The 25,524-nt window shown below is 68.6% G+C and carries 22 protein-coding genes and 1 tRNA gene; 15 read left to right on the top strand and 8 right to left on the bottom strand.

Features of this window, described 5'->3' with window-relative positions; all coding sequences use genetic code 11:
* Window positions 1-13: 13 nt before the first annotated feature.
* The 5 genes from AC5RWG_RS06770 to AC5RWG_RS06750 all read right to left on the bottom strand — a co-directional run bounded on the left by AC5RWG_RS06770 (window position 14) and on the right by AC5RWG_RS06750 (window position 4,211).
* Window positions 14-910 carry an ABC transporter permease gene (locus tag AC5RWG_RS06770; protein WP_494166636.1) on the bottom strand — a complete coding sequence of 299 codons (897 nt, stop codon included), beginning with the start codon at window positions 908-910 and terminating at the stop codon, window positions 14-16.
* Window positions 907-1,821, bottom strand: a complete 915-nt coding sequence (locus AC5RWG_RS06765) for an ABC transporter ATP-binding protein (RefSeq protein ID WP_494166635.1) — start codon at window positions 1,819-1,821, stop codon at window positions 907-909. The genes AC5RWG_RS06770 and AC5RWG_RS06765 overlap by 4 nt, the downstream gene beginning before the upstream one ends.
* 82 nt (window positions 1,822-1,903) lie before the next feature.
* Window positions 1,904-2,149 carry a PspC domain-containing protein gene (locus tag AC5RWG_RS06760; protein WP_494012743.1) on the bottom strand — a complete coding sequence of 82 codons (246 nt, stop codon included), beginning with the start codon at window positions 2,147-2,149 and terminating at the stop codon, window positions 1,904-1,906.
* A gap of 122 nt (window positions 2,150-2,271) precedes the next feature.
* Complete coding sequence (locus AC5RWG_RS06755) at window positions 2,272-2,490, bottom strand: hypothetical protein (RefSeq protein WP_493980168.1); 219 nt, start codon at window positions 2,488-2,490, stop codon at window positions 2,272-2,274.
* Window positions 2,487-4,211, bottom strand: coding sequence for a PspC domain-containing protein (locus AC5RWG_RS06750; RefSeq protein ID WP_494166634.1), 1,725 nt, complete (start codon window positions 4,209-4,211; stop codon window positions 2,487-2,489). Before AC5RWG_RS06750 ends, AC5RWG_RS06755 begins: the two co-directional genes overlap by 4 nt.
* A 135-nt stretch (window positions 4,212-4,346) precedes the next feature.
* Here AC5RWG_RS06750 and AC5RWG_RS06745 point away from each other — a divergent pair, with 135 nt between their 5' ends.
* From AC5RWG_RS06745 to AC5RWG_RS06735, 3 genes are all read left to right on the top strand, one after another.
* Window positions 4,347-5,726, top strand: coding sequence for an ATP-binding protein (locus tag AC5RWG_RS06745; protein ID WP_494166633.1), 1,380 nt, complete (start codon window positions 4,347-4,349; stop codon window positions 5,724-5,726).
* On the top strand, window positions 5,723-6,373 hold the full coding sequence (locus AC5RWG_RS06740) for a LuxR C-terminal-related transcriptional regulator (RefSeq protein WP_494000511.1): 651 nt from the start codon (window positions 5,723-5,725) through the stop codon (window positions 6,371-6,373). Before AC5RWG_RS06745 ends, AC5RWG_RS06740 begins: the two co-directional genes overlap by 4 nt.
* Window positions 6,374-6,456: 83 nt before the next feature.
* Entirely contained in the window at window positions 6,457-6,798 is a 342-nt protein-coding gene (locus AC5RWG_RS06735; protein ID WP_494012740.1) for a DUF8129 domain-containing protein, read from the top strand.
* Window positions 6,799-6,857: 59 nt separating this feature from the next.
* Here the strand turns inward: AC5RWG_RS06735 and AC5RWG_RS06730 are convergent, their stop codons facing one another.
* Entirely contained in the window at window positions 6,858-8,078 is a 1,221-nt protein-coding gene (locus tag AC5RWG_RS06730; protein ID WP_494166632.1) for a pyridoxal phosphate-dependent aminotransferase, read from the bottom strand.
* Between the two features lie 282 nt (window positions 8,079-8,360).
* Here AC5RWG_RS06730 and AC5RWG_RS06725 point away from each other — a divergent pair.
* From AC5RWG_RS06725 to rplL, 9 genes are all read left to right on the top strand, one after another.
* Window positions 8,361-8,433, top strand: a tRNA-Trp gene (locus AC5RWG_RS06725).
* A 116-nt stretch (window positions 8,434-8,549) separates the two neighbouring features.
* Window positions 8,550-8,819: a preprotein translocase subunit SecE gene (gene secE, locus AC5RWG_RS06720; protein WP_494000508.1), complete on the top strand. Its 270-nt coding sequence runs from the start codon at window positions 8,550-8,552 to the stop codon at window positions 8,817-8,819.
* 91 nt (window positions 8,820-8,910) lie between these two features.
* A complete protein-coding gene (nusG, locus tag AC5RWG_RS06715; protein ID WP_494000507.1) occupies window positions 8,911-9,822 on the top strand; it encodes a transcription termination/antitermination protein NusG in 912 nt (303 codons plus the stop codon).
* Window positions 9,823-9,949: 127 nt separating this feature from the next.
* Window positions 9,950-10,381 carry a 50S ribosomal protein L11 gene (gene rplK, locus AC5RWG_RS06710; protein WP_493979247.1) on the top strand — a complete coding sequence of 144 codons (432 nt, stop codon included), beginning with the start codon at window positions 9,950-9,952 and terminating at the stop codon, window positions 10,379-10,381.
* A 164-nt stretch (window positions 10,382-10,545) separates the two neighbouring features.
* Window positions 10,546-11,253 (top strand): 50S ribosomal protein L1, encoded by a 708-nt coding sequence (rplA, locus tag AC5RWG_RS06705; RefSeq protein WP_494000506.1) that lies wholly within the window; start codon window positions 10,546-10,548, stop codon window positions 11,251-11,253.
* 179 nt (window positions 11,254-11,432) lie between these two features.
* Window positions 11,433-12,569, top strand: coding sequence for a GNAT family N-acetyltransferase (locus tag AC5RWG_RS06700; RefSeq protein ID WP_494166631.1), 1,137 nt, complete (start codon window positions 11,433-11,435; stop codon window positions 12,567-12,569).
* 119 nt (window positions 12,570-12,688) lie between these two features.
* Entirely contained in the window at window positions 12,689-13,423 is a 735-nt protein-coding gene (locus AC5RWG_RS06695; RefSeq protein ID WP_494166630.1) for a FadR/GntR family transcriptional regulator, read from the top strand.
* 275 nt (window positions 13,424-13,698) lie between these two features.
* Window positions 13,699-14,283 carry a 50S ribosomal protein L10 gene (gene rplJ, locus AC5RWG_RS06690; RefSeq protein ID WP_494012736.1) on the top strand — a complete coding sequence of 195 codons (585 nt, stop codon included), beginning with the start codon at window positions 13,699-13,701 and terminating at the stop codon, window positions 14,281-14,283.
* 68 nt (window positions 14,284-14,351) lie between these two features.
* On the top strand, window positions 14,352-14,732 hold the full coding sequence (gene rplL / locus AC5RWG_RS06685; protein ID WP_494000502.1) for a 50S ribosomal protein L7/L12: 381 nt from the start codon (window positions 14,352-14,354) through the stop codon (window positions 14,730-14,732).
* 111 nt (window positions 14,733-14,843) lie between these two features.
* Here the strand turns inward: rplL and AC5RWG_RS06680 are convergent, their stop codons facing one another.
* Entirely contained in the window at window positions 14,844-15,341 is a 498-nt protein-coding gene (locus AC5RWG_RS06680) for an aminoacyl-tRNA deacylase (protein ID WP_494012735.1), read from the bottom strand.
* 66 nt (window positions 15,342-15,407) lie between these two features.
* A complete protein-coding gene (locus tag AC5RWG_RS06675) occupies window positions 15,408-16,610 on the bottom strand; it encodes an acetyl-CoA C-acetyltransferase (protein ID WP_494166629.1) in 1,203 nt (400 codons plus the stop codon).
* Window positions 16,611-17,103: 493 nt separating this feature from the next.
* On the opposite strand from AC5RWG_RS06675, the gene rpoB reads away from it, so the two are divergent.
* The 3 genes from rpoB to AC5RWG_RS06660 all read left to right on the top strand — a co-directional run bounded on the left by rpoB (window position 17,104) and on the right by AC5RWG_RS06660 (window position 25,487).
* Window positions 17,104-20,622, top strand: a complete 3,519-nt coding sequence (gene rpoB, locus AC5RWG_RS06670; protein WP_494000499.1) for a DNA-directed RNA polymerase subunit beta — start codon at window positions 17,104-17,106, stop codon at window positions 20,620-20,622.
* A 116-nt stretch (window positions 20,623-20,738) separates the two neighbouring features.
* The gene (locus tag AC5RWG_RS06665; RefSeq protein ID WP_494000498.1) at window positions 20,739-24,629 is read left to right on the top strand and encodes a DNA-directed RNA polymerase subunit beta'; all 3,891 of its coding nucleotides are present in this window, start codon (window positions 20,739-20,741) and stop codon (window positions 24,627-24,629) included.
* 105 nt (window positions 24,630-24,734) lie between these two features.
* On the top strand, window positions 24,735-25,487 hold the full coding sequence (locus AC5RWG_RS06660; protein ID WP_494075110.1) for an IclR family transcriptional regulator: 753 nt from the start codon (window positions 24,735-24,737) through the stop codon (window positions 25,485-25,487).
* Window positions 25,488-25,524 lie beyond the last annotated feature (37 nt).

Genomic DNA, 25,524 nt, shown 5'->3' with positions numbered 1-25,524 from the left:
CTGCCGCGGGGGACTACTTCTGCGGCGGCCAACGGAACATCAGCCGGGTCAGCACCAGACCGGCCGCCAGCCAGCTGAGGATCACGACGGCGGACATCCCCAGGTTCCAGCTCCCGCCGGGCTCCACGGCCTCCCAGCCCTCCGGCAGGAACACCGAGCGCATGCCGCTGGCCGTCCAGCGCAGCGGCGTCAGGTCCGCGAGGCCGCGCAGCCAGTCCGGGATCTGCGGGAACGGGAAATAGACGCCGGAGATGAAGGACAGCAGCAGCGGCGGCACGGCCGCCATGGTGGAGGCGGAGGGCCCGGACCTGGCCAGGCAGGCGAAGGCGATCCCCACCGCCGACCAGGCCGCCGTGGACCCCAGAAGCAGCCACGCGAACGTCAGCCAGGCCTCCGGCGTCGCCGGCAGGGGCACGTCGAACAGGAACCGCGCGCCCAGCAGCAGCAGGGCCGTTTGCGTCAGGATCAGGACCAGCGTCATGCCGGTCTTGCCCAGGAAGTAGGACAGGCTGGGCAGCGGTGTTCCGGCCAGCCGCTTGATGCTGCCGTTGAACCGTTCGGCGGCCACGTAGGCGCTGAGGTTTTGGAAGCCGCTCAGGACCGTGCCCAGGGCCAGCATCGCGGGCAGGAAGTACTCGGCCGGGCGCAGCAGCGACTCCGGCCGCGCCGGATCACCCATCGACGCGTCCTCGCCGAAGACGGTGCTGAACAGGGCCATCATGATCAGCGGGAACAGCAGGGTGAAGACCACCGCGGCCGGGTCGCGCGAGAACATCCGCACCTCCAGCAGCGTCCGTTTCCAGCCCAGCAGCACGGCGTTCGGCCGCCAGGCCCGGCCTGCCCCGGGGCGGCCGGGTGTCGAGGGGGCGGACACGGCGGGGCCGGATGTCGAGGGGGACGGGGCGTTCATGCGGCGTCGGTCCTGTCCGTGCCGTGCTGCTGCAGCAACTGCAGGTAGATGTCCTCGAGGTGCGGCACCCGCACCTGCAGGTTGGCCGGCTCGCGCCGCCCGCCGCCGCTGAGCCCGTGCACCAGCGCCGCCGGTTCGTCGGTGGTCTCGAGGTGGTCGCCGGCCTCGTCCGTCCAGCTGACCCGGGGCCGGCGCAGCGCCGCCCCGCCGATCGTTGCGGGCGTGCCTTCGGCCACCAGCCGTCCCGCGGCGATGACGCCCAGCCGGTCCGCCAGCTGCTCGGCTTCGTCGAGGTAGTGCGTGGTGAGCACGATCGTGGTGCCGTCGGAACCCAGGCGGCGGATCAGCTCCCAGAAGGACCGCCTGGCCTCCGGGTCGAAGCCGGTCGTCGGTTCGTCCAGGAACAACAGGTCGGGATTGCCGATCAGGCCCATGGCCACGTCCAGCCGCCGGCGCTGGCCGCCCGAGAGGGCGCCGATCCGTGCGCCGGCCTTTTCCTCCAGCCCGACGGCGGCGATCACCTCGTCGACCGGGCGCGGGGCGGGGTAGTAGGCGGCGAGGGCGCGCAGCGATTCGGCCACCTTCAGCGCGCCGGCATCGGTGGCCTCCTGCAGCACAACCCCGATGCGGGCACGGAACCACGGCGCCGCCCGGTACGGGTCGACGCCGAGCACGGCGGCGCGGCCGGAGGTCGGCTTCCGGTGGCCCTCCATCATCTCGATGGTGGTGGATTTGCCGGCCCCGTTGGGCCCGAGCAGCGCGTACGTTTCGCCCGTGCGGATCTGGAGCGTGATGCCGTCCACGGCGCGGAAAGTTCCGCCGCCGGGACGGGGGTACTCCTTCACCAACCGGTCGAGGACGACGGCGGCGCCCGGCGGGGCAGGATCGGAGGCGGTGGCGGGGGTTCTCATGCTTCCAGCATGCTCCGCCCGGGGCCGTGGCCGGCACGTCCGTCCTGCCGACTCCCTTGTCCTCCGGCCGGTGGACAGCGGATCAGGATTTGCGGGCGAGCAGCTTCTCCAGCGCGATGCTGCCGTCGTACTTCGGCAGCAGCAGCCACAACACCAGATAGGTGCCGATGCCGACGCCGGGGAAGAGGAAGACCAGCAGGGTGGCGATCCGCACCCACATCACGTCCCAGCCGAACCTGGCGGCGATGCCGCCGCAAATGCCGGCGACCCAGCGGTCGGGGCCGCGGCGGACGGGGCTGGAGCGGAGCACTCGGTAGAAGGTATCCATGGCACCATGCTTTCGTGTTCGGGAGCTGTTGTCACTGCCGGTTCGTCGAAGGCGGCCCGCGCGGGTGGCGCGGGCCGCCTTGGTTGTCGGTCTGGGTGGGGTGCGGTCCTGTCGGTCCCGGGCTAGCGGTCCCGGTTGCGGGTGGCGCTCAGGACGCCGGCGACCACCAGGGCGATGCCGGAGCCGATCAGCAGGGCGATCATCACGTAGGCCCAGTTGAAGCTGATGTCCCACCAGGTCCCGGCGAGCACCAGCAGGCCGACGGCCACGGCGATCAAGCCCCAGATGATGGTGCCGACGCGGGGACGGCGATCCTGGTCGCGGTTCAGTTGGCTGCTCATCGGATTTCCTCCAGTTCGCTGACGGTCACGATGTCGACGTTGCTGGCCACGCCCCGGACGGCCAGGACGATTTCCGGCGCCCCGCCGTCGTCGTTGATGGTGTAGCTTCCCGGCTGCCAGAACCCGGACTGCCGGCCGCTGTCCGCGCCGGTGACGTATTCGACGTTGCCCAGCGCCATCTGCGTTTCCACCTTCACCGGGACGTCGTCGGGGATGATGACGGTGATGGAGGAGGCCACGGCGTTGACCGGGACGACGACCGGGCCGCCGAAACGGGAACCGGAGACGGCGCGCAGGTCCACGGTGCCGTCGCCGGCCACGACGCTGTAGCCGTCACCCTGGGCCGGGGTCGCGGTCGAGGTCCAGGTGCGGCTGGAGGCGATGGCGTAGTTGGAGGCCGTCCACTGCGTTCCCGCGGAGAAGGCCAGCGCCAGGACCAGTCCCACCGCGGCCAGGAAACCGAGGACGCCGGAGGTTCGGCCGACGGCGCCCAGCACCACGACGCCGATGCCGATCACGACCAGCGCCGCGGCGATGGCGACGGGCACGACATTCCGGCCCAGCTCAACGAATTCCAGCGCGTTGAGCCCCAGGACCACGCCGGCGGCCAGCATGGCGGCGCCCAGGGTGAGTGCGATGGCCGCACCCGAGGGGCCGCGGGGCGCGGGCTTGTAGGGCCGCGGCGCGGGCTGGGGATACGGGCGCGGCTGCGGATAGGCCTGCCGCGGCGGGCCCTGCTGGCCGCCGTGGCCCGCGTTGCCGTACCCGGCCGCGGAAGCCGGCGTCGAACCGTAGGCGGTGCCGGTGGTGCCGGTGGTGCCGGAGGTGCCGGGGGCGCCGTAGTAGGCGGAGGTACCGCTGCCGGTGGCCGGCGCAGGCGGGAAGCCGTCCGCTCCGGGCGGTGCCGAATCCGGTGCGCCTGCCTTGTTGCGCGTGGCGAGCCAGTAGATGAAGAACCCCACCGCGCCCAGCCAGATCACGGCCCAGACGAAGCCGCCGAAGCCCCAGCCGCCGTCGTTGTTGAACCCGAAGATCCAGCTGAACGGGCGGCTGAACACGCCGAGGGCCGTGAAGATCACCGCGCCGGTCATGCCTGCCGTCCAGTTGCTGCGGCCGGCTTCTTCCGCATGGATCCGGCCGTCCGGCTCGGGCAGCAGGGCCCAGGCCACGCCGTAGAGCAGCACGCCGATGCCGCCGAAGACGGCGAGCAGGATGAACAGCCCGCGGACCAGGATCGGGTCCAGCCCGATCCGGTGTGCGACGCCGGAGGCTACCCCGCCGATCCAGCGGTCTTGCCCGCGGGAAACGCCGAGGTTGCGGAACCAGTTGAAGAACGCGTTGCTGTGCGCGGGGAAGCCGCCGGCGGGCGGCGGGGGGTAAGCGCCGGCGCTGCCCGGAGGCGGCGGGAAGTGGCCGCCGCCTCCGTCACGGCCGGCGTAACCGGTCCCGTCGGCCCCGGCCGCGTTTGCATAGCCCGGATCGTGGTGGCCCGCGCCCAGCGGCAGGGTGGGGTTGGTGCCCGGAAGGATGGGCTGGGTCGGATTGGCGGGTGCGTTGTCGTCCTCTGCCGCCTGGACGGTCCGGGGCTCGTCGGGAACGGGCGCCTGGGGCGCTGCCGGGGCGGATTCCTGCCCGGATTCTGCGACTGCCGGTTGCTGGTCCGGTTCGTCTGTTCGGTCGGTGCCGTCGTTATCCGACGGGCTCGGTGCGTGTGAGGTCATGGTTTGATCATTCCAACCGGCAGCCCTCTCCTCTATGGGGTGCCACCCTGACCCTTCCCTGACCGGCCGGCCGGGTTCCCCTGATTCGGCGCCACCCGGTAGGTCGGGTGCGCCCGCGCGTGCTTGGATTGACCCATGAGAGAACCGCTCGTCCGCTCCACCGAGGACCGCATCATCGCGGGCGTGTGTACCGGCCTGGCCCGGCACCTGGACACCTCGGTCGGGATCGTCCGGGTCGGCATGGTGGTCCTGGCGCTCGCCGGGGGAGCGGGTGTGCTGCTCTATGTCTGGCTCTGGCTGCTGGTGCCGACCGCGGCCGACGAAGCCCTGGCAGCCGAGCGCGCCTTTAATCCCCGCGGCATCGCCGAGAACTTCGCACGGGGATTCGGCCCGCCCCGTCCCGGCCAGGAGGGGAACGGCCGGCCGGTCGTGCAGGCGGCCGGCCTGCCGGTGGGCCGCCCCGTCGCGCAGCCCGGCCCGCCCCCGCACCGCCCGGGCGGGCAACCCGGAGCGCTTCCGCAGGCCGCCGGCGCCCCGCGGCTGATGCAGCGCGGCGGCAAGGAAATCCTGATCGGCGCGGCCCTGGTCCTCGCGGGCGGCGCCGTCGTCGCCCAACTGGCGGGCATCAACCTGCCGTGGGGGACCTGGCTGCCGGTCCTCGCCATCGCGGCCGGCGCGGTGATCGCTTGGATGCAGCTGGATGATTCCCGGCGCAGCGGCCTGATGGACCGCGCCGGGGCGACCGGGGCGCAAGGCGCCGTGCGGTTGCTGGCCGGGCTGGTCCTGGTGGTGGCCGGCATCGTCACCATGGTGTCCGGTTCGATTACCTGGGAGGCCATGTGGCCCACGCTGTTTGCCTCGCTGGCCGTCCTGGCCGGGGTCCTGCTGGTTTTGGCGCCGTGGGTGCTGAAGTACTGGCGGGACCTGGAGACGGAACGCTCCGGCCGGATCCGGGAAACCGAACGCGCGGAGATCGCCGCGCACCTGCACGATTCGGTGCTGCAGACGCTCGCCCTGATCCAGAACCGCGCCGGTTCGGAACACGACGTCACCCGGTTGGCCCGCGCCCAGGAACGGGAACTGCGCGAATGGCTCTACCGGGACAGACGGCAGGAAGAGGGCAACCTGGTGGACCGCGTGAAGGCGGTGGCCGCGGAAATCGAAGACGCCTACGGGCATCCCGTGGACGTGGTCGCCGTGGGCGACAGCGACATGACCGACCGGCACGAGGTCCTGGTGCACGCCACCCGGGAGGCGGTGCAGAACGCGGCGAAGCACGCCGGCGGCCCCATCTCCGTCTACGTTGAATGCACGCGGGGCAGCAGCGAAATCTTCGTCCGGGACCGCGGTCCCGGGTTCGAGCCCGCCGCCGTGCCGCCGGACCGGATGGGCGTGCGCGAATCACTGATCGGCCGGATGGAGCGGCACGGCGGCCAGGCAAAAATCCGCAACACCGGCAGCGGCACCGAAGTCCATCTCAGCCTGCAGCACCCCCAGGAAGGAACCGCATCGTGACCGAACCCATCCGCGTGGTCGTCGTCGACGACCACGCCATCTTCCGTTCCGGCTTGAAAGCGGACCTGGACGGGCGGATCGAGGTGGTCGCCGAGGCCGCGACCGTGGAGCAAGCGATCGCGGCCATCCACGAGCAGCGGCCCGCGGTCGTCCTTCTGGACGTGCACCTGCCCGGAGGCAGGGGCGGCGGCGGGGCCGAGGTTGTCGCGGGCTGCGCCGACCTGCTGGCGGAGACCAAATTCCTGGCGCTGAGCGTGTCCGACTCCGCCGAAGACGTCGTCACCGTCATCCGGGCCGGCGCCCGCGGGTACGTCACCAAGACAATCTCCGGCGCCGAAATATCCGACGCCGTGGAGCGCGTGGCCGGAGGCGACGCTGCCTTCTCGCCGCGGCTGGCCGGGTTCGTCCTGGACGCCTTCGGCACCGCAGCCGTAGCCAACGTTGACGACGAACTGGACAAGCTCTCCGCGCGCGAACTGGAGGTCATGCGGCTCATCGCCCGCGGCTACCAGTACAAGGAAGTAGCCAAGGAACTGTTCATCTCCATCAAGACCGTCGAAACGCACGTCTCGTCCGTGCTGCGCAAGCTCCAGCTGTCCTCCCGGCACGAACTGACCCGCTGGGCTGTTGACCGCCGGATCCTATAGCAGGGGCGCCGGGCCCTGTCGTACCCCCAGGCGCCGGTGGTAGCTTGGGGGAACTGTCAGGACCGACGAGCGCAGGAGGATTCATGACCGACTCCCCACGGCACGACGAACTTCCGCTGCCGGACTACGACCACATACCCCTGGGCACGCTCCCGACCCGGATCACCGGGCTGGACGAGCAGGGAATGACGGAGCTCCTGACCTACGAGCGGGAGCATGGGAACCGGCTCCCGGTCGTCCAGGTCCTTGAGCGCCGGCTCGAGGAGTTGCGCGCCGGAGCAGAGCCAAGCGGGACCACGGTGCCGGACATGCCCGAGGTCGGCGGAAGCCAAGGCGGCTCCGCGGCGCAGCCGGAAACCTCGGGCCCACGGGTCGTGCCGCCGTTCCACGGCAATCCGGCCCACCAGTCCCAGCCGGAAAAGTAGCCGGAACGCCACCCGGCCGGGCTGCCCCTCGGCAGTCCGGCCGGGAGCGCATCCGGCGGCTACTTGGCCTTCGCCAGGAAATCCTGCAGCCGGCCGACGCCGGTGGCCAGGTCTTCGTCGCCGAGGGCGTAGGACAACCGCACGAAGCCGGACGGCCCGAAGGCCTCGCCGGGAACGACGGCGACCTCGACCTCGTCGAGGATCAGCGCGGCGAGCTCGGCGGAGGTCGCCGGACGGATGGTGCCGTCCGCCGTCGGGAATTCCTTGCCCAGCAGCCCGCGGACGTCGGCGTAGGCGTAGAACGCGCCCTCCGGCGTCGGGCATTCGACGCCGGCTATGGCGTTCAGGCCCTTGACCATGGCCTTGCGGCGCCGGTCGAAGGCAACCTTCATCTCGTCCACCGCGCTCAGCGGTCCGGACACGGCGGCCAGCGCCGCCATCTGGGACACGTTGGCCACGTTGGAGGTGGCGTGGGACTGCATATTGGTGGCGGCCTTGACCACGTCCTTCGGGCCGATCATCCAGCCCACCCGCCAGCCGGTCATGGCGTAGGTCTTGGCCACGCCGTTGAGGATGACGACCTTGTCGCCCAGCTCCGGCGCGGCCGTCGCGATGGAGGTGAAGGGCACGCCGTCGTAGGTGAGGTGCTCGTAGATCTCGTCGGTGATGACCCACAGGCCCTTGGACGCGGCCCACCGGCCGATCTCGGCAACCTGTTCCGGCTGGTAGACGGCACCGGTCGGGTTGGACGGGGAGACGAAGAGCAGCACCTTGGTTTTGTCGGTCAGCGCGCCTTCGAGCTGGTCGACGGTGACCAGATAGCCCTGCTCCGGCCCGGCGAAGACCTCCACCGGGACGCCGCCGGCCAGCCGGATCGCCTCGGGGTAGGTGGTCCAGAACGGCGTGGGGACCAGAACCTCGTCGCCCGGATCCAACAAGGTGGCGAAGGATTCGTACACGGCCTGCTTGCCGCCGTTGGTCACCAGCACCTGGGCGGGGTCCACCCGGTAGCCGGAATCGCGCAGCGTCTTGTCCGCGATGGCCTGCTTCAGTTCGGGCAGGCCGCCGGCGGGGGAGTAGCGGTGGAAGCGCGGCTGGCGGGCGGCCTCGATGGCGGCCTCCACGATGTAGTCCGGGGTCGGGAAGTCCGGTTCGCCCGCCCCGAAGCCGATCACCGGCCGCCCGGCAGCCTTCAGCGCTTTTGCCTTGGCATCGACGGCGAGGGTGGCGGATTCGGCGATGGACGCAATGCGCCGGGAGACGCGGGCGTTGGCAGGCATGGTGTTCCCGTCTTCAGTAGCGTGTAGGACTATTCCTTAGTCTAGGTGCAGGCCGAGTCCGGGTGCAGCCCGTCGGGGGTACGGCCCGCTGCCGGTGCCCGCCCGGCCCCTTGGTCAGCGGGCCGGCGGAAATGTTGCATAATGGATCAGTCGCCTTGTGGGCGGCAAACGGGGTTCGGTTCGACGTCGGCGCATCGCTGGCGTAAACTGGATCTTCGGTGTTGAAAACGCCATGATGTTCCATGCCCGCGCGGCGGGGCATCCGGCGGTATTCGGCTCCATAGGGTAGTGGCGCAATTGGTAGCGCAGCGGTCTCCAAAACCGCAGGTTGCAGGTTCGAGTCCTGTCTGCCCTGCGCAGAACCGCCGCAGGCATAAACTGCAGCAGTTCAGCATCCCAGCACGAAGCAGCGGTCCAGGCCGGCCGAGGCCGTCCGGGGGCCGGACACCGGACAGAATGAGTGAGGCCAGGTTGACCGATACGTCTTCCAGCAGTCCCCAGGGACGCCCCACCGGACGAAAGACCGAGAAGCGCGGTCTCTTCGCCCGGATCATTTTGTTTGTCCGCCAGGTCGTTGCCGAACTCAAAAAGGTCGTCACGCCGACCCGCAAGGAATTGCTGAACTACACGCTGGTGGTGATCGCTTTTGTGGCGGTCATGATGTTGATCGTCACGGCACTGGATCTGGTTTTCGGCCAGGGCGCGTTCTTCGTCTTCGGAGACGGCATACCCGAACAGTAACGTCCGCGTTGCGGCAGCCGTACGGATGGATACGACGACGGCGCAAAGCCGCCGCGAGTCAAGTGAGCTGAAGAAGAAAGCAGGAAGCTAAGTGTCCGACCAGGAACTCGAAGCCCAGAACTCCGAAGAGAACGCGGAGCTGGAAGCCGACGAGCAGGTTACCGGGACCGGCGCCGACGAGGTGCCGGCTTTTGGCGTTGACGCCGCAGAAGAGGCTGCCGGTGCCGATCTGGCGAGCGAGCTTGACCAGGCCGCCGACGACGCCCCCGTCCTCGACGAGGCCGCCGAAGCCGCCGCCGAGGCGGACCTGACCGAAGCCGAGGCCGCCGACGGGGCCCCGGAGGAGACCGGGCCGGCCGAAGAAGCCGAAGAGGTTGAGCAGACCGAAGAGGAAGCCCTCGAAGCCTTCCGTGCCAAGCTGCGCCGCCAGCCCGGCGACTGGTACGTCATCCACTCCTACGCCGGCTACGAAAACCGTGTGAAGGTCAACCTGGAGACCCGCATCCAGACCCTGAACATGGAAGACTTCATCTACGAGATCCAGGTCCCGATGGAAGAGGTCGTGGAGATCAAGAACACCACGCGCAAGCTGGTCAAGCGCGTGCGCATCCCGGGTTACGTGCTGGTCCGGATGGACCTGACCGACGCCTCATGGGGCGCCGTCCGCCACACCCCCGGCGTGACCGGGTTCGTCGGCAACGCCCACAACCCGGTGCCGCTGAGCCTGAAGGAAGTTGCTTCCATGCTGGAGCACACCATCACGGGCACCAAGACGGAAGCCGGCGGCAAGGCTGCGGGCAAGTCGACGGCACCGAGCACGCCGATCACCGTCAACTTCGAGGTCGGCGAGTCCGTCACCGTCAACGACGGGCCGTTCGAGACGCTGCCGGCAACGATTTCCGAAATCAAGCCGGAATCCCAGCAGCTGGTGGTGTTGGTGACCATCTTCGAGCGCGAAACCCCGGTGACGCTCTCGTTCAGCCAGGTCACCAAGATCCACTAACCAAGACTTCGTGCGGATACGGACCCGCTTTGTCCGAATCCGCACGGCCGGCCGCCAAGCCATGGCGGCCAACCACCGCCGGCACGCTCCTGTGCCGCCGGTACGTAATGTGAGAGAAGGACCCGATATGGCCCCCAAGAAAAAGGTCACCGGCCTCATCAAGCTCCAGATCCAGGCAGGCGCCGCCAACCCGGCCCCGCCGATCGGTCCGGCGCTTGGTCAGCACGGTGTCAACATCATGGAATTCTGCAAGGCGTACAACGCCGCCACGGAATCCCAGCGCGGAAACGTGATCCCGGTTGAAATCACGGTCTACGAAGACCGTTCCTTCACCTTTATCACCAAGACCCCGCCGGCCGCCGAGCTGATCAAGAAGGCCGCAGGCGTGCAGAAGGGTTCGGCTACCCCGCACACCAACAAGGTTGCGAAGCTGACCCAGGCGCAGGTCGATGAGATCGCCGGCACCAAGATGGCTGACCTCAACGCCAACGACATCAAGGCTGCCGCCAAGATCATCGCCGGCACCGCCCGTTCCATGGGCATCGAGGTGGAGGGCTAAACACCCTCAACCCGGAGGCCGAAGGACAGATGTCCAGCAAGGCCTTCACCAAGACAATTCACAAAACGACGGCGACACAGCTCGCCACAGGTGGGAACACCGCCGTCGTTGTGGCAGGGCCGGGCGCGGTCCGCAGACCACAACTGCACAAGGAGAAAAAGCAGATGGCAAAGCGCAGCAAAGCATATGAGGCAGCTGTAGCCAAGATCGAGGCGGACAAGGTTTACGCCCCGGTCGAGGCAATCACTCTCGCCAAGGAGACCAACCCGTCCAAGTTCGACGCGACCGTCGAGGTGGCTTTCCGCCTCAGCGTCGACCCGCGCAAGGCCGACCAGATGGTCCGCGGCACGGTGAACCTGCCGCACGGCACCGGCAAGACCGCCCGCGTGCTGGTCTTCGCCACCGGCGACAAGGCCGAGGCCGCTATCGCCGCGGGCGCCGACTTCGTTGGCTCCGACGACCTGATCGAAAAGATCCAGGGCGGCTGGACCGACTTCGACGCCGCCGTGGCGACCCCGGAACTGATGGGCAAGGTCGGCCGCCTGGGCAAGGTCCTCGGCCCCCGCAACCTGATGCCGAACCCGAAGACCGGAACGGTGACCCCGGACGTTACCAAGGCCGTCAACGACATCAAGGGCGGCAAGATCGACTTCCGCGTCGACAAGCACGCCAACCTCCACTTCATCATCGGCAAGGTGTCCTTCGACGCCAACAAGCTGGTGGAGAACTACGCCGCCGCCCTGGAAGAGGTGCTGCGCTTGAAGCCGTCGGCTTCCAAGGGCCGGTACATCGCGAAGGCCACCATCACCACCACCTTCGGCCCGGGCATCTCCGTGGACCCGAACGTCACCAAGGTGGCCGTGGAGGCCTAACCGGGACTTCAGGTTCGCCGGCAACGGCGGACACTTCGGCTATGGCCGCAGCAGAATGCTGCGGCCATAGTCCGTTTAAGCGGGAGCTAGTGCGGCTGAAGCCGGAGATAGTGCGGCGCGGCGGGATGCAGTAATGTGATTGGCACTACTCAATCACTGCCTCGCGCCGAGGAGCACGCATGCCCACGACCTCGATCACGATCGCGCCGCTGCCGATCCCGCCCGCCCTTCAGGGCCCGGGCGGCGCGGACTTTGCCGCCTCCGTCGAGCTGGCCAACCTGGTCAACGGGCTGATCTGGGGCAACAACGATTTTTGGGTGAGCCCGGCGGTGCGGCTCGAGGGGGCGCGGCCGAATGACTACTCGGTGACGTATCTCTGGGCAGCCAGGGACGGGGGCCGGCACGTCGGGCGCGCCCTGCTCGAGCTGTCGCTGCGGGACAACCCGCGCAACGGGTACGTCTTTGTGGCCGTACATCCCGACTACCGGCGGCGGGGCGTGGGAAGCAGGCTGCTGGCCGAAGCCGAGGCCTGCGCCGCCGGCCGGGGCCGGACCACCCTTCAGGCCTGGAGCGAACATCCTGCCGGATTCGATCCAGGAGGCCCGGACATGCTCCGGCCGGGGACCGGGTCCGGGGCCCTGCCGGCGTCCGCGCCGGCCGTGCGCTTCGCGCTGGCCGGCGGCTTCCGGCTCGAACAGGTGGAGCGGTGCAGCAGGATGCAGCTCCCCGCCGACCAGGACAGTCTGGCGGCCCACGCGTCGGCGGCTGCCGGGAAGGCCGGCGCGGACTACCGCCTGGTCGAGTGGGCCGACAGTTGCCCGCCGGACTGGGTGGACCAGTACGCGGCCCTGCGGCAGCGGATGAGCACCGACGTCCCGCTGGGTGACCTGGACTACGAGGAAGAGGCGTGGGACGCCGCCCGGGTCCGCCACCATGAGGAGGAGTTGCGGCGCAAGGGCGGCCGCTGCCTGGTGGTCGCGGCCCGGCATGTGCCCAGCGGTCGGCTGGTGGGCCATACGGTGCTGGAATTCTTCCCGGAGCAGCCCGAGGTGGTCTTCCAGGAGGACACGCTGGTGCTGCGGGCCCACCGCGGCCACAGCCTGGGCCTGTGGATCAAGGCCCGCAACCTGCAGCGGGTGGCGGAGGCGTGGCCGCAGGGGCGACGGCTCTACACCTGGAACGCCGACGAAAACAGCCACATGCTGGACATCAACACCGCCCTCGGCTTCGCTCCGGCCGGGTACGAGGCCGCCTGGCAGAAGAAGCTGCGTCCGGGGCCGCAGGCCGGGGAGACCCGCCCGGCCGGCGCCGCGTGACGGCGTACCGGGCGTGTTCGTACACGTGTCGCCGGAGCGTCATGCTACGCGCCGGTAACCGGCAGCGGCGGTTACGATGTCAGCGCGCCGGCATGCTGCCGGGTGTGGCGGGAGGGCCGATGGAACGCAGGACGCTGGTTGACACGGTGGCGGAAGACCTGCTGGAGCAGATCATCGCCGGCCGGATGGCGCCCGGCGACGCGCTGCCCACCGAAGCCGAGATCGCCGCCCGGTCGCAGGTCAGCCGGCTGACTGTCCGGGAAGCCCTCACCATGCTGCGGGCGATGAACGTGATCAGCATCCAGCGGGGCCGCGGCACGTTTATCAATCCGCCCGGGTCGTGGACCTCGGTCGAGGCCGTCGTCCGCGCCGCGGCGCACAGCATGAGCGACTCCGCCGCCTCGCGGCAGTTGCTCGAAGTGCGGCGCCTGGTCGAGTCCGGGGCCGCCGCGCTGGCTGCGCTCCGCCGCACCGCTGCGGACCTGGAGTTGCTGCGCGGGGAGCTGGAGTCGATGGCCGCCGCGGACGCCGCGGGCGACGCGGATGCCTTCGTCGAAGCCGACCGGCTGTTCCACACGGTGGTCCTCAAGGCGTCCGGCAATATCCTCTTTCCGGCGGTCTTCGTGCCGATGGGCCGGGTGCTGGCCGACGCGCGGCGGGAAGCGTTTGAGGCGCAGGCCGTGCGCACCCGCACCCTCGCCATGCACCGCAGGGTGCTCGCCGCCGTCGAAAGCGGGGACGCCCAGGGAGCCCGCGAGGCGATGGAGGATCACGTGGACCAGGTCCAGGACGACCTCGACGCCAATGCCGCCGGCCCGGCGAGAGCCTCCGCGCTGCGGTCGGCCGCCGGCTGATCCGTCCGGGGGTGCAGTCGTGGGCGCGGCTCCGGGCCGCCGATTTGGCGTCCGGCGGCAGGATCCCGTAACCTTGAAGAACCAAAGACCGTCGGTCGTTGAAATCCTCCACGTTTTCAACCGAAAGTCCCATGCCTGGGACGGCCTGCGCAGGTGAACGAAGCATTGCCCCGCCGCCGTAACTCCGGTGCGGGAACCAAGCCCCGTGCGCCTGCATGGGGCGTTTTTTATGCGTGCGACCCGAACCACCGGCACTATTCCCCGGAAGGAGGGTTATGGCAACGCCAACCAAGGTGGCAGCCGTTGAAGAAATCACCAGCGATTTCAAGGAATCCAGCGCTGCAGTCCTAACCGAATACCGCGGGCTTACCGTTGCACAGCTCAAGGAGCTGCGTGTTTCTCTCGGCCAGGACACCAAGTTCTCGGTCGTCAAGAACACCCTGACTGGCATTGCAGCCAAGGAAGCCGGCATCGACGCGTTCGAAGGCCAGCTTTCCGGACCCACTGCTATCGCCTTCATCAAGGGTGACGCCGTTGCAGCCGCCAAGTCCCTGACGGATTTCGCAAAGTCCAACCCGCAGCTCATCATCAAGACCGGTATCTTCGAGGGCAAGGCCCTGGATGCAACCGCCGTTGCTGCGCTGGCCGCTCTCGAATCCCGCGAGCACCAGCTGGCCCGCGTCGCCGGTGTCCTCAAGGCGCCGATGTCCGCACTGGCCCGCACCCTCGATGCGCTGCGCATCAAGCAGGAGGAGAACGGCGGCGCCGCTGCCGAAGCTCCGGCCGAAGCTGCCGAAGCCGAAGCTCCCGCTGCCGAAGCAACCGAGGCCCCGGCCGAGGCTGCCGCCGAAGAGCAGTAAGACTCTTCACCAACCAACTCTTGGTGCGGACACACCAGCCGCATCACCTATCAGGAAGGACGCCAACCATGGCGAAGCTCACCAACGAAGAGCTCATTGAAGCTTTCAAGGAACTGACCATCATCGAGCTCTCCGAGTTCGTCAAGCTGTTCGAGGAGACCTTCGACGTCACCGCTGCAGCCGTTGCCGTTGCGGGCCCCGCAGCCGGCGGCGCCGGCGAAGCCGCTGCTGAGGAGCAGACCGAGTTCGACGTCGTCCTCGAAGCTGCCGGCGACAAGAAGATCGCAGTGATCAAGGAAGTCCGCGCGCTGACCTCCCTGGGCCTCAAGGAAGCCAAGGACCTGGTCGACAGTGCTCCGAAGGCCGTCCTCGAAGGCGCCACCAAGGAAGCCGCCGACAAGGCCAAGGAAGTTCTCGAGGCTGCCGGCGCGACCGTCACCCTCAAGTAAGCTCTCTTTAGCTTCCGCAAAGCCCCGCCGCCCCACCGGGCGGCGGGGCTTTGTGCTGTGCGGGCCGGAACCAGCAGCCGGTGCCCCGGCGGCTCAGCGGGCCCGGCGGGCTCAGGCCGGGTCGGAGATGTCGGCGACGGTGGCGCCGAGCGCGGAGGTCAGCGCATCGGCGTCGACGAAGGCGGAGTAACCGTGTTCCCCGGCGCCCAGCGATATCCGCCGGCCGCGGATGGACTCGTCGGCGTACACGGGCCAGGCCGTGCTGCTGCCCAGCGGGGTGATGGTGCCGCGCCGGTATCCCGTCGCCGTGTAGGCAACATCGGCGTGCGGCAGCGAAAGTTTGTTGACCCCCAGCAGCGAGCGGAGCTTGGGCCAGGAGATCTGCCGGTCGCCGGGAATGAGGGCGAACAGGAACGAGCCGTCCTTGTGCTTGATGACCAGGGTCTTGACGATGTCGGCCTCGGCGATGCCCAGCAGCTGCGCGGCCTCGGCGAGGCTGCGGGCGCCGGAGCGTTCGGCGACGTCGACCTTCAGGGAGTGGGCTTGGGCGCCGGCCAGGAAACGCTGCAGGCCGGCCGGCAGGGCAGGGGCACCGGAGTCGTTGCTCATGCCCGGTTCAAGCCCCGGCGCCCGCCCGGTATTCCCGGCCGGGCCGCCGGGGGCCGCCCGGAACCGCTAGTCCCGGTAGAGCAGCAGCGCCTCGCCCTGGCCGCCGCCGCCGCACAGGGAGACCGCGGCCTTGCCGGTGCCGCGCCGGCGCAGTTCCAAGGCGGCCGTCAGCGCCAGCCGGGTGCCGGAGGCGCCGATCGGATGGCCCAATGCGATGGCCCCGCCGTGGATGTTGCACTTCTCCAGCGGGTAGTCCAGGTCCTGCAGCGACTGCACCGCCACGGCCCCGAAGGCTTCGTTGATCTCGATGAAGTCCAGGTCAGCCGTGGTCCAGCCCGCACGCTTGAGCGCCTGGGTGATTGCGTTGGACGGCTGCGACTGCAACGAGGTGTCCGGTCCGGCCACCTGCCCCGGACGGCCGACGACGGCGAGCCAGTCCAGGCCGTTGTCGTCGGCAAAGCCGCGGGTCGCGACCACGACGGCGGCCGCGCCGTCGGACAGGGGGGAGGAGTTGCCGGCGGTGATAGTGCCGTCCTTGGCAAACGCCGGGCGCAGCGGGGCCAGGCTTTCCACGCTGGTCTGCGGGCGGACACCCTCGTCGCTGTCGACCACCAGGTCCTCGCCCTTGCGCTGCGGCACCGCGACGGGGACGATCTCGTCGTCGAAGACCCCGTTCTTGGCGGCGGCGGCGGCGCGCTGGTGGGAGGCGGCGGCCACTTCGTCCTGCGCTTCGCGGGGAATGCCCAGCTCGGCGTTCCGGCGCTCGGTGGAGACGCCCATCGACTCGTGGTCGAAGGCATCGGTGAGGCCGTCGTGGGCGGTGGCATCGAGGGCGGTCAGGCTGCCGTAGGTCCAGCCCTGGCGGGATCCGGGCAGCAGGTGCGGGCCGTTGGTCATCGACTCCTGACCGCCGGCCACCACCACCTGCGCCTCGCCGCAGCGGATCAGCCGGGCGGCGTCGGTGACGGCGGCCAGCCCGGAGAGGCAAACCTTGTTGATTGTCACGGTCGGCACGTTCCAGCCCAGCCCGGCGGCGATGGCCGCCTGCCGGGCGGGGTTCTGGCCGGCGCCGGCCTGGATGACGTGCCCCATGATGACCGCGTCCACCTGTTCGGGGGCGACGCCGGAGCGGTCCAGCGCCGCGGCGATCGCTTTGCCGCCGAGCTGGACGGCGGTGAAGGACGCGAGCTGGCCGTTCAGTCGTCCCGTGGGCGTGCGTGCGCCGTTCAGGATGACGACGTCGTCGCGGCTGCTGTTGTTCTCGGCCATGGTGTCGATGCCTCTTTTCCGCGCCTGTGGCCTGCGCAAGCAGGGGCCACATGGCTGCTGCCGTGGGTATGATCTGCTTCACAGATTACCCGTGTTTGGGCAACTCGCCTGGAGCGCGGGCCGGAAATTGCCGGCGGGCCGGTATATGCTGGTGGCGTTGTCCCGGGGAAGACAACCGCGAAGACGCCCCTTTCGCACCGCGTTTCGCACCGCAGGCCGCTCGCATCCCGATGGCGGGGGAGCGGTGACTGGTGCCTGCCCGGCATGTTGGACAAGCCGCGACGCGGTGCCGTACACTAAGTATTTGCGTCTTCCCTCAAAACCTTTGGCCTTCATATAGCGGTGGGCTTCGCCACGCCCTATCTGTGTTTAACTGCAGATCGTGCGGCGGGCAAGGATCATATAGCGGATCCAGGTGATGTCCGGACCCCATTCGGGGAGCCGGCGGTGCGGAAGCGCAGGACAAGCCTGAAGGTCTGTGGAAGGATCCCTCTTGGTCGCCTCGAGCACCTCTAATACCGATACCGCTAACAGCCTGCTGGACGCCTCGTCGAACGACGGAGCAACCCGGCGGCTCTCATTCGCCAAGATTCACGAACCTCTTGACGTTCCCAATCTGCTCGCCCTTCAGACCGACAGCTTCGACTGGCTGGTCGGCAACGAACGCTGGAAGGCGCGCGTAGCCAAGGCCCAGGAAGAAGGCCGCCAGGGTGTGGCCGGCACCTCCGGCCTCGCCGACATCTTCGAAGAGATCTCCCCGATCGAGGACTTCCAGGGCACCATGTCCCTGAGCTTCTCGGAGCCGGAGTTCGCCGATCCGAAGTACACCATGGCCGAGTGCAAGGACCGCGACGCCACGTACTCCGCGCCGCTGTACGTCAAGGCCGAGTTCATGAACAACAACACGGGCGAGATCAAGCAGCAGACCGTGTTCATGGGCGACTTCCCGCTGATGACCGACAAGGGCACTTTCGTCATTAACGGCACCGAGCGCGTCGTCGTCTCGCAGCTGGTCCGCTCGCCGGGCGCCTACTTTGAGAAGACCGCCGACAAGACCAGTGACAAGGACATCTTCACCGCGAAGATCATTCCGTCCCGCGGCGCCTGGTTCGAGCTGGAAATCGACAAGCGCGACCAGGTCGGCGTCCGCCTCGACCGCAAGCGCAAGCAGTCCGTGACCGTGCTGCTCAAGGCCTTGGGCTGGACCGAGGGCCAGATCCTGGAGACCTTCGGCGAGTACGACTCCATCCGCGCCACGCTGGAGAAGGACGCCACACAGACCCAGGAAGAAGCTCTCCTGGACATCTACCGCAAGCTGCGTCCGGGCGAGCCGCCGACAGTCGAGGCTGCCCAGTCCCTGCTGGACAACCTGTACTTCAACCCCAAGCGCTACGACCTGGCCAAGGTCGGCCGCTACAAGATCAACCGCAAGCTGGGCATCGACAAGCCGCTGACGGATCCGGACGCCTCGGTCCTGAACAATGACGACATCGTCGCCATGATCAAGTTCCTGGTCGCCCTGCACGCCGGCGAGACCACCATCCCGGGCAAGCGCGACGGCGCCGACCACGACGTCCGCGTCGAGATCGACGACATCGACCACTTCGGCAACCGCCGCATCCGCGCGGTCGGCGAGCTGATCGAGAACCAGGTCCGCACGGGCCTCTCCCGCATGGAGCGCGTGGTCCGCGAACGCATGACCACGCAGGATGTCGAAGCGATCACGCCGCAGACCCTGATCAACATCCGCCCCGTGGTGGCAGCGATCAAGGAATTCTTCGGCACGTCGCAGCTGTCCCAGTTCATGGACCAGAACAACCCGCTGGCCGGCCTGACGCACAAGCGCCGCCTGTCCGCGCTGGGCCCGGGCGGCCTGTCCCGCGACCGCGCCGGCATGGAAGTCCGTGACGTGCACCCCTCGCACTACGGCCGCATGTGCCCGATCGAGACCCCTGAAGGCCCGAACATCGGCCTGATCGGCTCGCTGGCCTCCTACGGGCGGATCAACGCGTTCGGTTTCATCGAGACCCCCTACCGCAAGGTCGTCGACGGCCAGGTCACCGACCAGGTCGACTACCTCACGGCCGACGACGAGATCGAGTGCGTGATCGCCCAGGCGAACGCTCCGCTCACCGAGGACCTGCACTTCGAAGAGGACCTGGTCCTCAGCCGGGAGCGCGGCGGCGGCGGCGAGCCGGTGCTCGTGCCGGCCACCGAGGTCGACTACATGGACGTCTCCCCGCGCCAGATGGTGTCGGTGGCGACCGCCCTGATTCCGTTCCTGGAGCACGACGACGCCAACCGCGCGCTGATGGGCGCGAACATGCAGCGCCAGGCCGTGCCGCTGCTGCGTTCGGAAGCCCCGCTGGTCGGCACCGGCATGGAGCGCTACGCGGCTGTCGACGCCGGCGACTCCGTGGTTGCCGCCAAGCCGGGCGTGGTCACCGAGGTCTCCGCGGACCTGGTCACCGCCCTGAACGACGACGGCACCGAGACCCGGTACCCGATCATGAAGTTCGCCCGCTCCAACCAGGGCAACGCGTACAACCAGCGCGTCCTCGTCTCCGAGGGCCAGCGGCTGGAAACCGGCAGCATCATCGCCGACGGCCCGTCCACCGACCAGGGCGAACTGGCGCTGGGCAAGAACCTGCTCGTGGCCTTCATGTCCTGGGAGGGCCACAACTTCGAGGACGCGATCATCCTGTCGCAGCGCGTGGTCTCCGACGACGTGCTGACCTCCATCCACATCGAGGAGCATGAGGTTGATGCCCGCGACACCAAGCTCGGTGCCGAGGAAATCACCCGCGACATCCCGAACGTGTCGGAGGAAGTGCTCTCCCAGCTGGACGAGCGCGGCATCATCCACATCGGCGCCGAGGTCGACGCCGGCGACATCCTCGTCGGCCGCGTGACCCCCAAGGGCGAGACCGAGCTGACCCCGGAGGAGCGCCTGCTGCGTGCGATCTTCGGCGAGAAGTCCCGCGAAGTGCGCGACACCTCCCTGAAGGTCCCGCACGGCGAGTCCGGCACGGTGATCGGCGTGCGGATCTTCGACCGCGACAACGACGACGAGCTGCCCCCGGGCGTGAACCAGCTGGTGCGCGTGTACGTGGCGCAGAAGCGCAAGATCACGGACGGCGACAAGCTCGCCGGGCGCCACGGCAACAAGGGCGTCATCTCCAAGATCCTGCCGGTCGAGGACATGCCGTTCCTGGAAGACGGCACCCCGGTCGACGTCGTGCTGAACCCGCTGGGTGTCCCCGGCCGCATGAACGTGGGCCAGGTGCTGGAAATCCACCTCGGCTGGGCCGCGAAGCAGGGCTGGAACATCGAGGGCAACCCGGACTGGGCCAAGGACCTGCCGAACCTGCCCCGCCAGTCGGGTCCGACGACGGTGGCCACGCCGGTGTTCGACGGTGCCAGCGAGTTCGAGATCACCGGGCTGCTGGATGCCACCAACCCGACCCGCGACGGCGAGCGCCTGATCGGCGCCTCCGGCAAGGCCCGTCTGTTCGACGGCCGCTCCGGCCAGCCGTTCCCGGATCCGGTGTCCGTGGGCTACATGTACATCCTGAAGCTGCACCACCTGGTGGACGACAAGATCCACGCGCGTTCCACCGGCCCGTACTCGATGATCACCCAGCAGCCGCTGGGCGGCAAGGCGCAGTTCGGCGGCCAGCGCTTCGGCGAAATGGAAGTGTGGGCCCTGGAGGCCTACGGCGCCGCGTACACCCTGCAGGAACTGCTCACCATCAAGTCCGACGACATCCACGGCCGCGTCAAGGTCTACGAGGCGATCGTCAAGGGCGAGAACATCCCGGAGCCGGGTGTTCCCGAATCCTTCAAGGTGTTGATCAAGGAAATGCAGTCGCTCTGCCTGAACGTGGAAGTACTCTCCACCGACGGCACCGCGATCGAAATGCGTGACTCGGATGAAGAAGTCTTCCGGGCCGCGGAAGAACTGGGCATCGACCTTTCCCGGGCCGAGCCGAGTTCCGTCGAAGAGGTCTAGCCGCGCCGGCCGGCCGCCGGTGCCTTGGAGCACCGCGGCCGGCCCGCCGCACGGCGCCCTCTGTCCGTAACCCGACAGACTTTCAGATTTAGAGAACAAGAGAGAACAGGGACCATATGTCCAGCGAATCCTCCTTCGGCCTCATGCGCATCGGCCTTGCCACCGCGGACGACATCCGCGACTGGAGCTACGGCGAGGTCAAGAAGCCGGAAACCATCAACTACCGCACCCTGAAGCCCGAGAAGGACGGCCTCTTCTGCGAGAAGATCTTCGGACCTTCCCGCGACTGGGAGTGCTACTGCGGCAAGTACAAGCGCGTGCGCTTCAAGGGCATCATCTGTGAGCGCTGCGGCGTCGAGGTCACCCGTGCCAAGGTCCGCCGCGAGCGGATGGGCCACATCGAGCTGGCCGCCCCGGTCACCCACATCTGGTACTTCAAGGGTGTCCCCTCCCGCCTGGGCTACCTGCTCGACCTGGCGCCGAAGGACCTGGAGAAGGTCATCTACTTCGCCGCCTACATGATCACCAGCGTGGACGAGGAACGCCGCCACGAGGAACTGCCCAACCTGCAGGCCGAGCACGACCTGGAGAAGAAGCAGCTGGCCGATACCCGCGACTCCGACATCGCGGCGATCGCCAAGGACCTCGAGGACGAGCTGACCCGGCTGGAGGGCGAGGGCGCCAAGGCCGCCGAGAAGAAGAAGGCCCGCGACTCCGCCGACCGCCAGATGGCCAACGTGCGCAAGCGTGCCGACGCCGAGATCGAGCGCCTCGACATGGTCTGGGACCGCTTCAAGAACCTCAAGGTCGCCGACCTCGAGGGCGACGAGGGGCTCTACCGCGAGCTGCGCGACCGCTACGGCCTCTACTTCGAAGGCGCCATGGGTGCCGAAGCCATCAAGAACCGCCTCGAGAACTTCGACATGGCTGCCGAGGCCGAGTCCCTGCGCGACATCATCAAGAACGGCAAGGGCCAGCGCAAGACCCGCGCCCTGAAGCGGTTGAAGGTGGTCAACGCTTTCCTGACCACCACCAACTCGCCGCTGGGCATGGTGCTGGACGCCGTTCCGGTGATCCCGCCGGAGCTTCGCCCAATGGTGCAGCTGGACGGCGGCCGCTTTGCGACCTCCGACCTGAACGACCTGTACCGCCGCGTGATCAACCGCAACAACCGCCTGAAGCGCCTGCTGGACCTGGGCGCGCCGGAAATCATCGTCAACAACGAAAAGCGGATGCTGCAGGAAGCCGTGGACTCGCTGTTCGACAACGGCCGCCGCGGCCGTCCGGTCACCGGGCCGGGCAACCGTCCGCTGAAGTCGCTGTCCGACATGCTCAAGGGCAAGCAGGGCCGCTTCCGGCAGAACCTGCTGGGCAAGCGCGTCGACTACTCCGGCCGTTCCGTGATCGTGGTCGGCCCGCAGCTGAAGCTGCACCAGTGCGGCCTGCCCAAGCAGATGGCGCTGGAGCTGTTCAAGCCGTTCGTCATGAAGCGGCTGGTGGACCTGAACCACGCGCAGAACATCAAGAGCGCCAAGCGGATGGTGGAGCGCTTCCGCCCGCAGGTGTGGGACGTGCTCGAAGAGATCATCACCGAACACCCGGTGCTGCTCAACCGTGCACCTACCCTGCACCGGCTGGGCATCCAGGCGTTCGAGCCGCAGCTGGTCGAAGGCAAGGCGCTGCAGCTGCACCCGCTGGTGTGCGCCGCGTTCAACGCCGACTTCGACGGCGACCAGATGGCCGTGCACCTGCCGCTGAGCCCCGAGGCCCAGGCCGAGGCGCGCATCCTGATGCTCTCCTCGAACAACATCCTGAAGCCGTCGGACGGCCGTCCGGTGACCCTGCCCTCCCAGGACATGATCATCGGCCTGCACCACCTGACCACCAAGCGCGAAGGCGGAACCGGCGAAGGCCGTGTCTTCGCCAGCCCGGCGGAGGCCATCATGGCCCACGACGCCGGCGAGCTGCACCTGAACTCCGTCGTCAAGATCCGCGTGCCCGGCTTCGTGCCCAGCGCGGACCAGCCGGCACCGGAGGGCTGGGAAGAGGGCCAGGAAGCGCTGATCGAAACCTCGCTCGGCCAGGTCATCTTCAACGACACGCTGCCCGATGACTACCCCTGGGTGGCGAACGTGGCGGACAAGGGCCAGCTCTCGGCGATCGTGAACGATCTGGCCGAGCGCTACCCGAAGGTCGTCACCGCGGCGACGCTGGACAACCTCAAGGACGCCGGGTTCTACTGGGCGACCCGTTCCGGCGTGACCGTGGCGATCTCCGACATCGCGGCCCCGGCCGAAAAGGCCGCCATCATGGAGGGCTACGAGACCCAGGCCGCCCGCGTCGAGTCCCAGTACAACAAGGGCCTGATCGCCGACGACGAGCGGCGCCAGGAACTGATCGACATCTGGAACAAGGCGACCAACGAGGTTGCCGACGCGATGCGGAAGAACCTGACCAAGGAGAACACCATCAACCGCATGGTGTCCTCCGGTGCCCGTGGCAACTGGCTGCAGGTCCGCCAGATCGCCGGTATCCGTGGTCTGGTGGCCAACCCGAAGGGCGAGATCATCCCGCGCCCGATCAAGTCCTCCTACCGCGAGGGCCTGTCGGTGCTGGAATACTTCATCGCCACGCACGGTGCCCGCAAGGGCCTGGCCGACACCGCGCTGCGTACCGCCAACTCGGGTTACCTGACCCGCCGCCTGGTGGACGTCTCGCAGGACGTGATCGTGCGCGAAATGGACTGCGGCACCGAGCGCGGCCTGAACACGGTCATCGCCGAAGCCGACCACAACGGTGAACTGCGCCGGCACGAAGAAGTGGAGAACTCCGCTTACGCACGCACGCTGGCCACCGATGTGGTGAACTCCGAGGGCACCGTGGTGGCCACGGCAGGCGCCGACGTCGGCGATGTGCTGATCCAGGAACTGATCGACGCCGGCATCACCGAGATCAAGGTGCGCTCCGTGCTCACCTGTGAGTCCGCCGTCGGTACCTGCGCGCTCTGCTACGGCCGCTCGCTGGCCACCGGCAAGACCGTGGACATCGGCGAGGCGGTCGGCATCATCGCCGCCCAGTCGATCGGCGAGCCCGGTACCCAGCTGACCATGCGTACCTTCCACACCGGTGGCGTAGCCTCCGCGGAAGACATCACCCAGGGTCTGCCCCGTATCCAGGAGCTCTTCGAAGCCCGTACCCCCAAGGGTGTCGCGCCGATGGCCGAAGTGGCCGGACGCGTGTCCATCGAGGACGGCGAGCGCCAGATGCGCGTCATCGTCACCCCCGATGACGGCTCGGAAGAGATCGCCTACCCGGTGCTGCGCCGTGCACGCCTGCTGGTCGAAGACGGCCAGCACGTGGACGTCGGCCAGCAGCTGGTCACCGGTGCCAAGGACCCGAAGCAGGTGCTGCGTATCCTCGGCCCGCGCCAGGCGCAGAAGTTCCTGGTGGACGAGGTTCAGAGCGTGTACCGCAGCCAGGGCGTCGGCATCCACGACAAGCACGTGGAAGTCATCGTCCGCCAGATGCTGCGCCGCATCACCGTGATCGAGTCCGGCGAGACCGACCTGCTGCCGGGCGAGCTGGCCGAGCGGAGCCGCTTCCAGGCGGAGAACCGCAAGGCCGTCTCCGAGGGCAAGCAGCCGGCCAACGGCCGTGACGAGCTGATGGGCATCACCAAGGCCTCGCTCGCCACCGAGTCGTGGCTGTCGGCCGCGTCCTTCCAGGAGACCACCCGCGTCCTGACGCAGGCGGCGATGGAGGGCAAGTCCGACCCGCTGCTGGGCCTGAAGGAGAACGTCATCATCGGTAAGCTGATCCCGGCCGGCACCGGCCTGGACCGGTACACCCAGGTGTCGGTGGAGCCGACGGAGGAAGCGAAGGCCAACCTGTTTACCGGCCCGAGCGCCTTCGGCGACTTCGACTACGCCGGCGCCGACGGTTCGCTGACGCCCGAGTTCCACGCCATCCCGTTGGATGACTACGACCTGGGCAGCGACTACCGCTAGCCGCCAGTATGGAACCGCCTCCTGCTCCCCGATACCGGGGCAGCGGGGGGCGGTTTCCGCGTTTAATGACCCCGGCGGCCGTGGCGGCCATGAGATTCTGGGTACATGGCCAATTCCCCGTCCGGTGACTCGATGCTGGACCGGCTGGTGCGCATCCTGTCTGCGTTCGAGCCGGACAAGCCGGCGATGAACGTCGCCACGCTCTCCCGCCGGGCGGAGGTGCCGCTGGCAACGACCTACCGGCTGGTGGAGGCGCTGTCCCGCCACGGGCTGCTGACGAAGGAGGGCCCCGGCGAGATCCGGCTCGGGCTGCGGCTGTGGGAGCTGGCCAACCGGAGCTCGCCGGCCGTGGACCTGCGGCAGGCCGCCATGCCGTTCATGGAGGACATCCAGTCCGTGGTGCGCCAGCACACCCAGCTGGCGGTGCTGCGCGAGGACGAAGTCCTGGTGATCGAGCGGCTCTCCAGCCGCGGCTCCGTGGTGAATCAGGCCCAGATCGCCGGCACCATGCCGGTGCACCGGACCTCGATGGGCATGGTGCTGCTGGCCTATTCGCCCAACCATGTCCAGGAGTCCTACCTGACCCGGCATCCGGAGGCCGTCACGTCGGCCGACCCGGTGTCCTTCGACCTGCGCCGGCACCTGGCCGACATCCGCAAGCGGGGCTACGCCGCGTTCGACGGGCGGATCGACGTGGACACCACCGGCATCGCCGTCCCCGTGCTCGGCCCGGCCGGCCGGCCGCTGGCCGCCCTCGGCGTGGTGGTGCCGCTGGGCTTCGAGAACTTCCACGCCGTGGTCCCGGCGCTGATGACGGCGGCGCGCGGCATCTCCCGGGCCATGGGCGTCGCGCTGTGACCGCGGCGGCCACCGCCGTCGTAATTCTCATTCAATA

The sequence above is a fragment of the Arthrobacter sp. Y3221160 genome (genome assembly GCF_059092585.1).
This window is presented reverse-complemented; position numbering and strand designations above follow the sequence as displayed.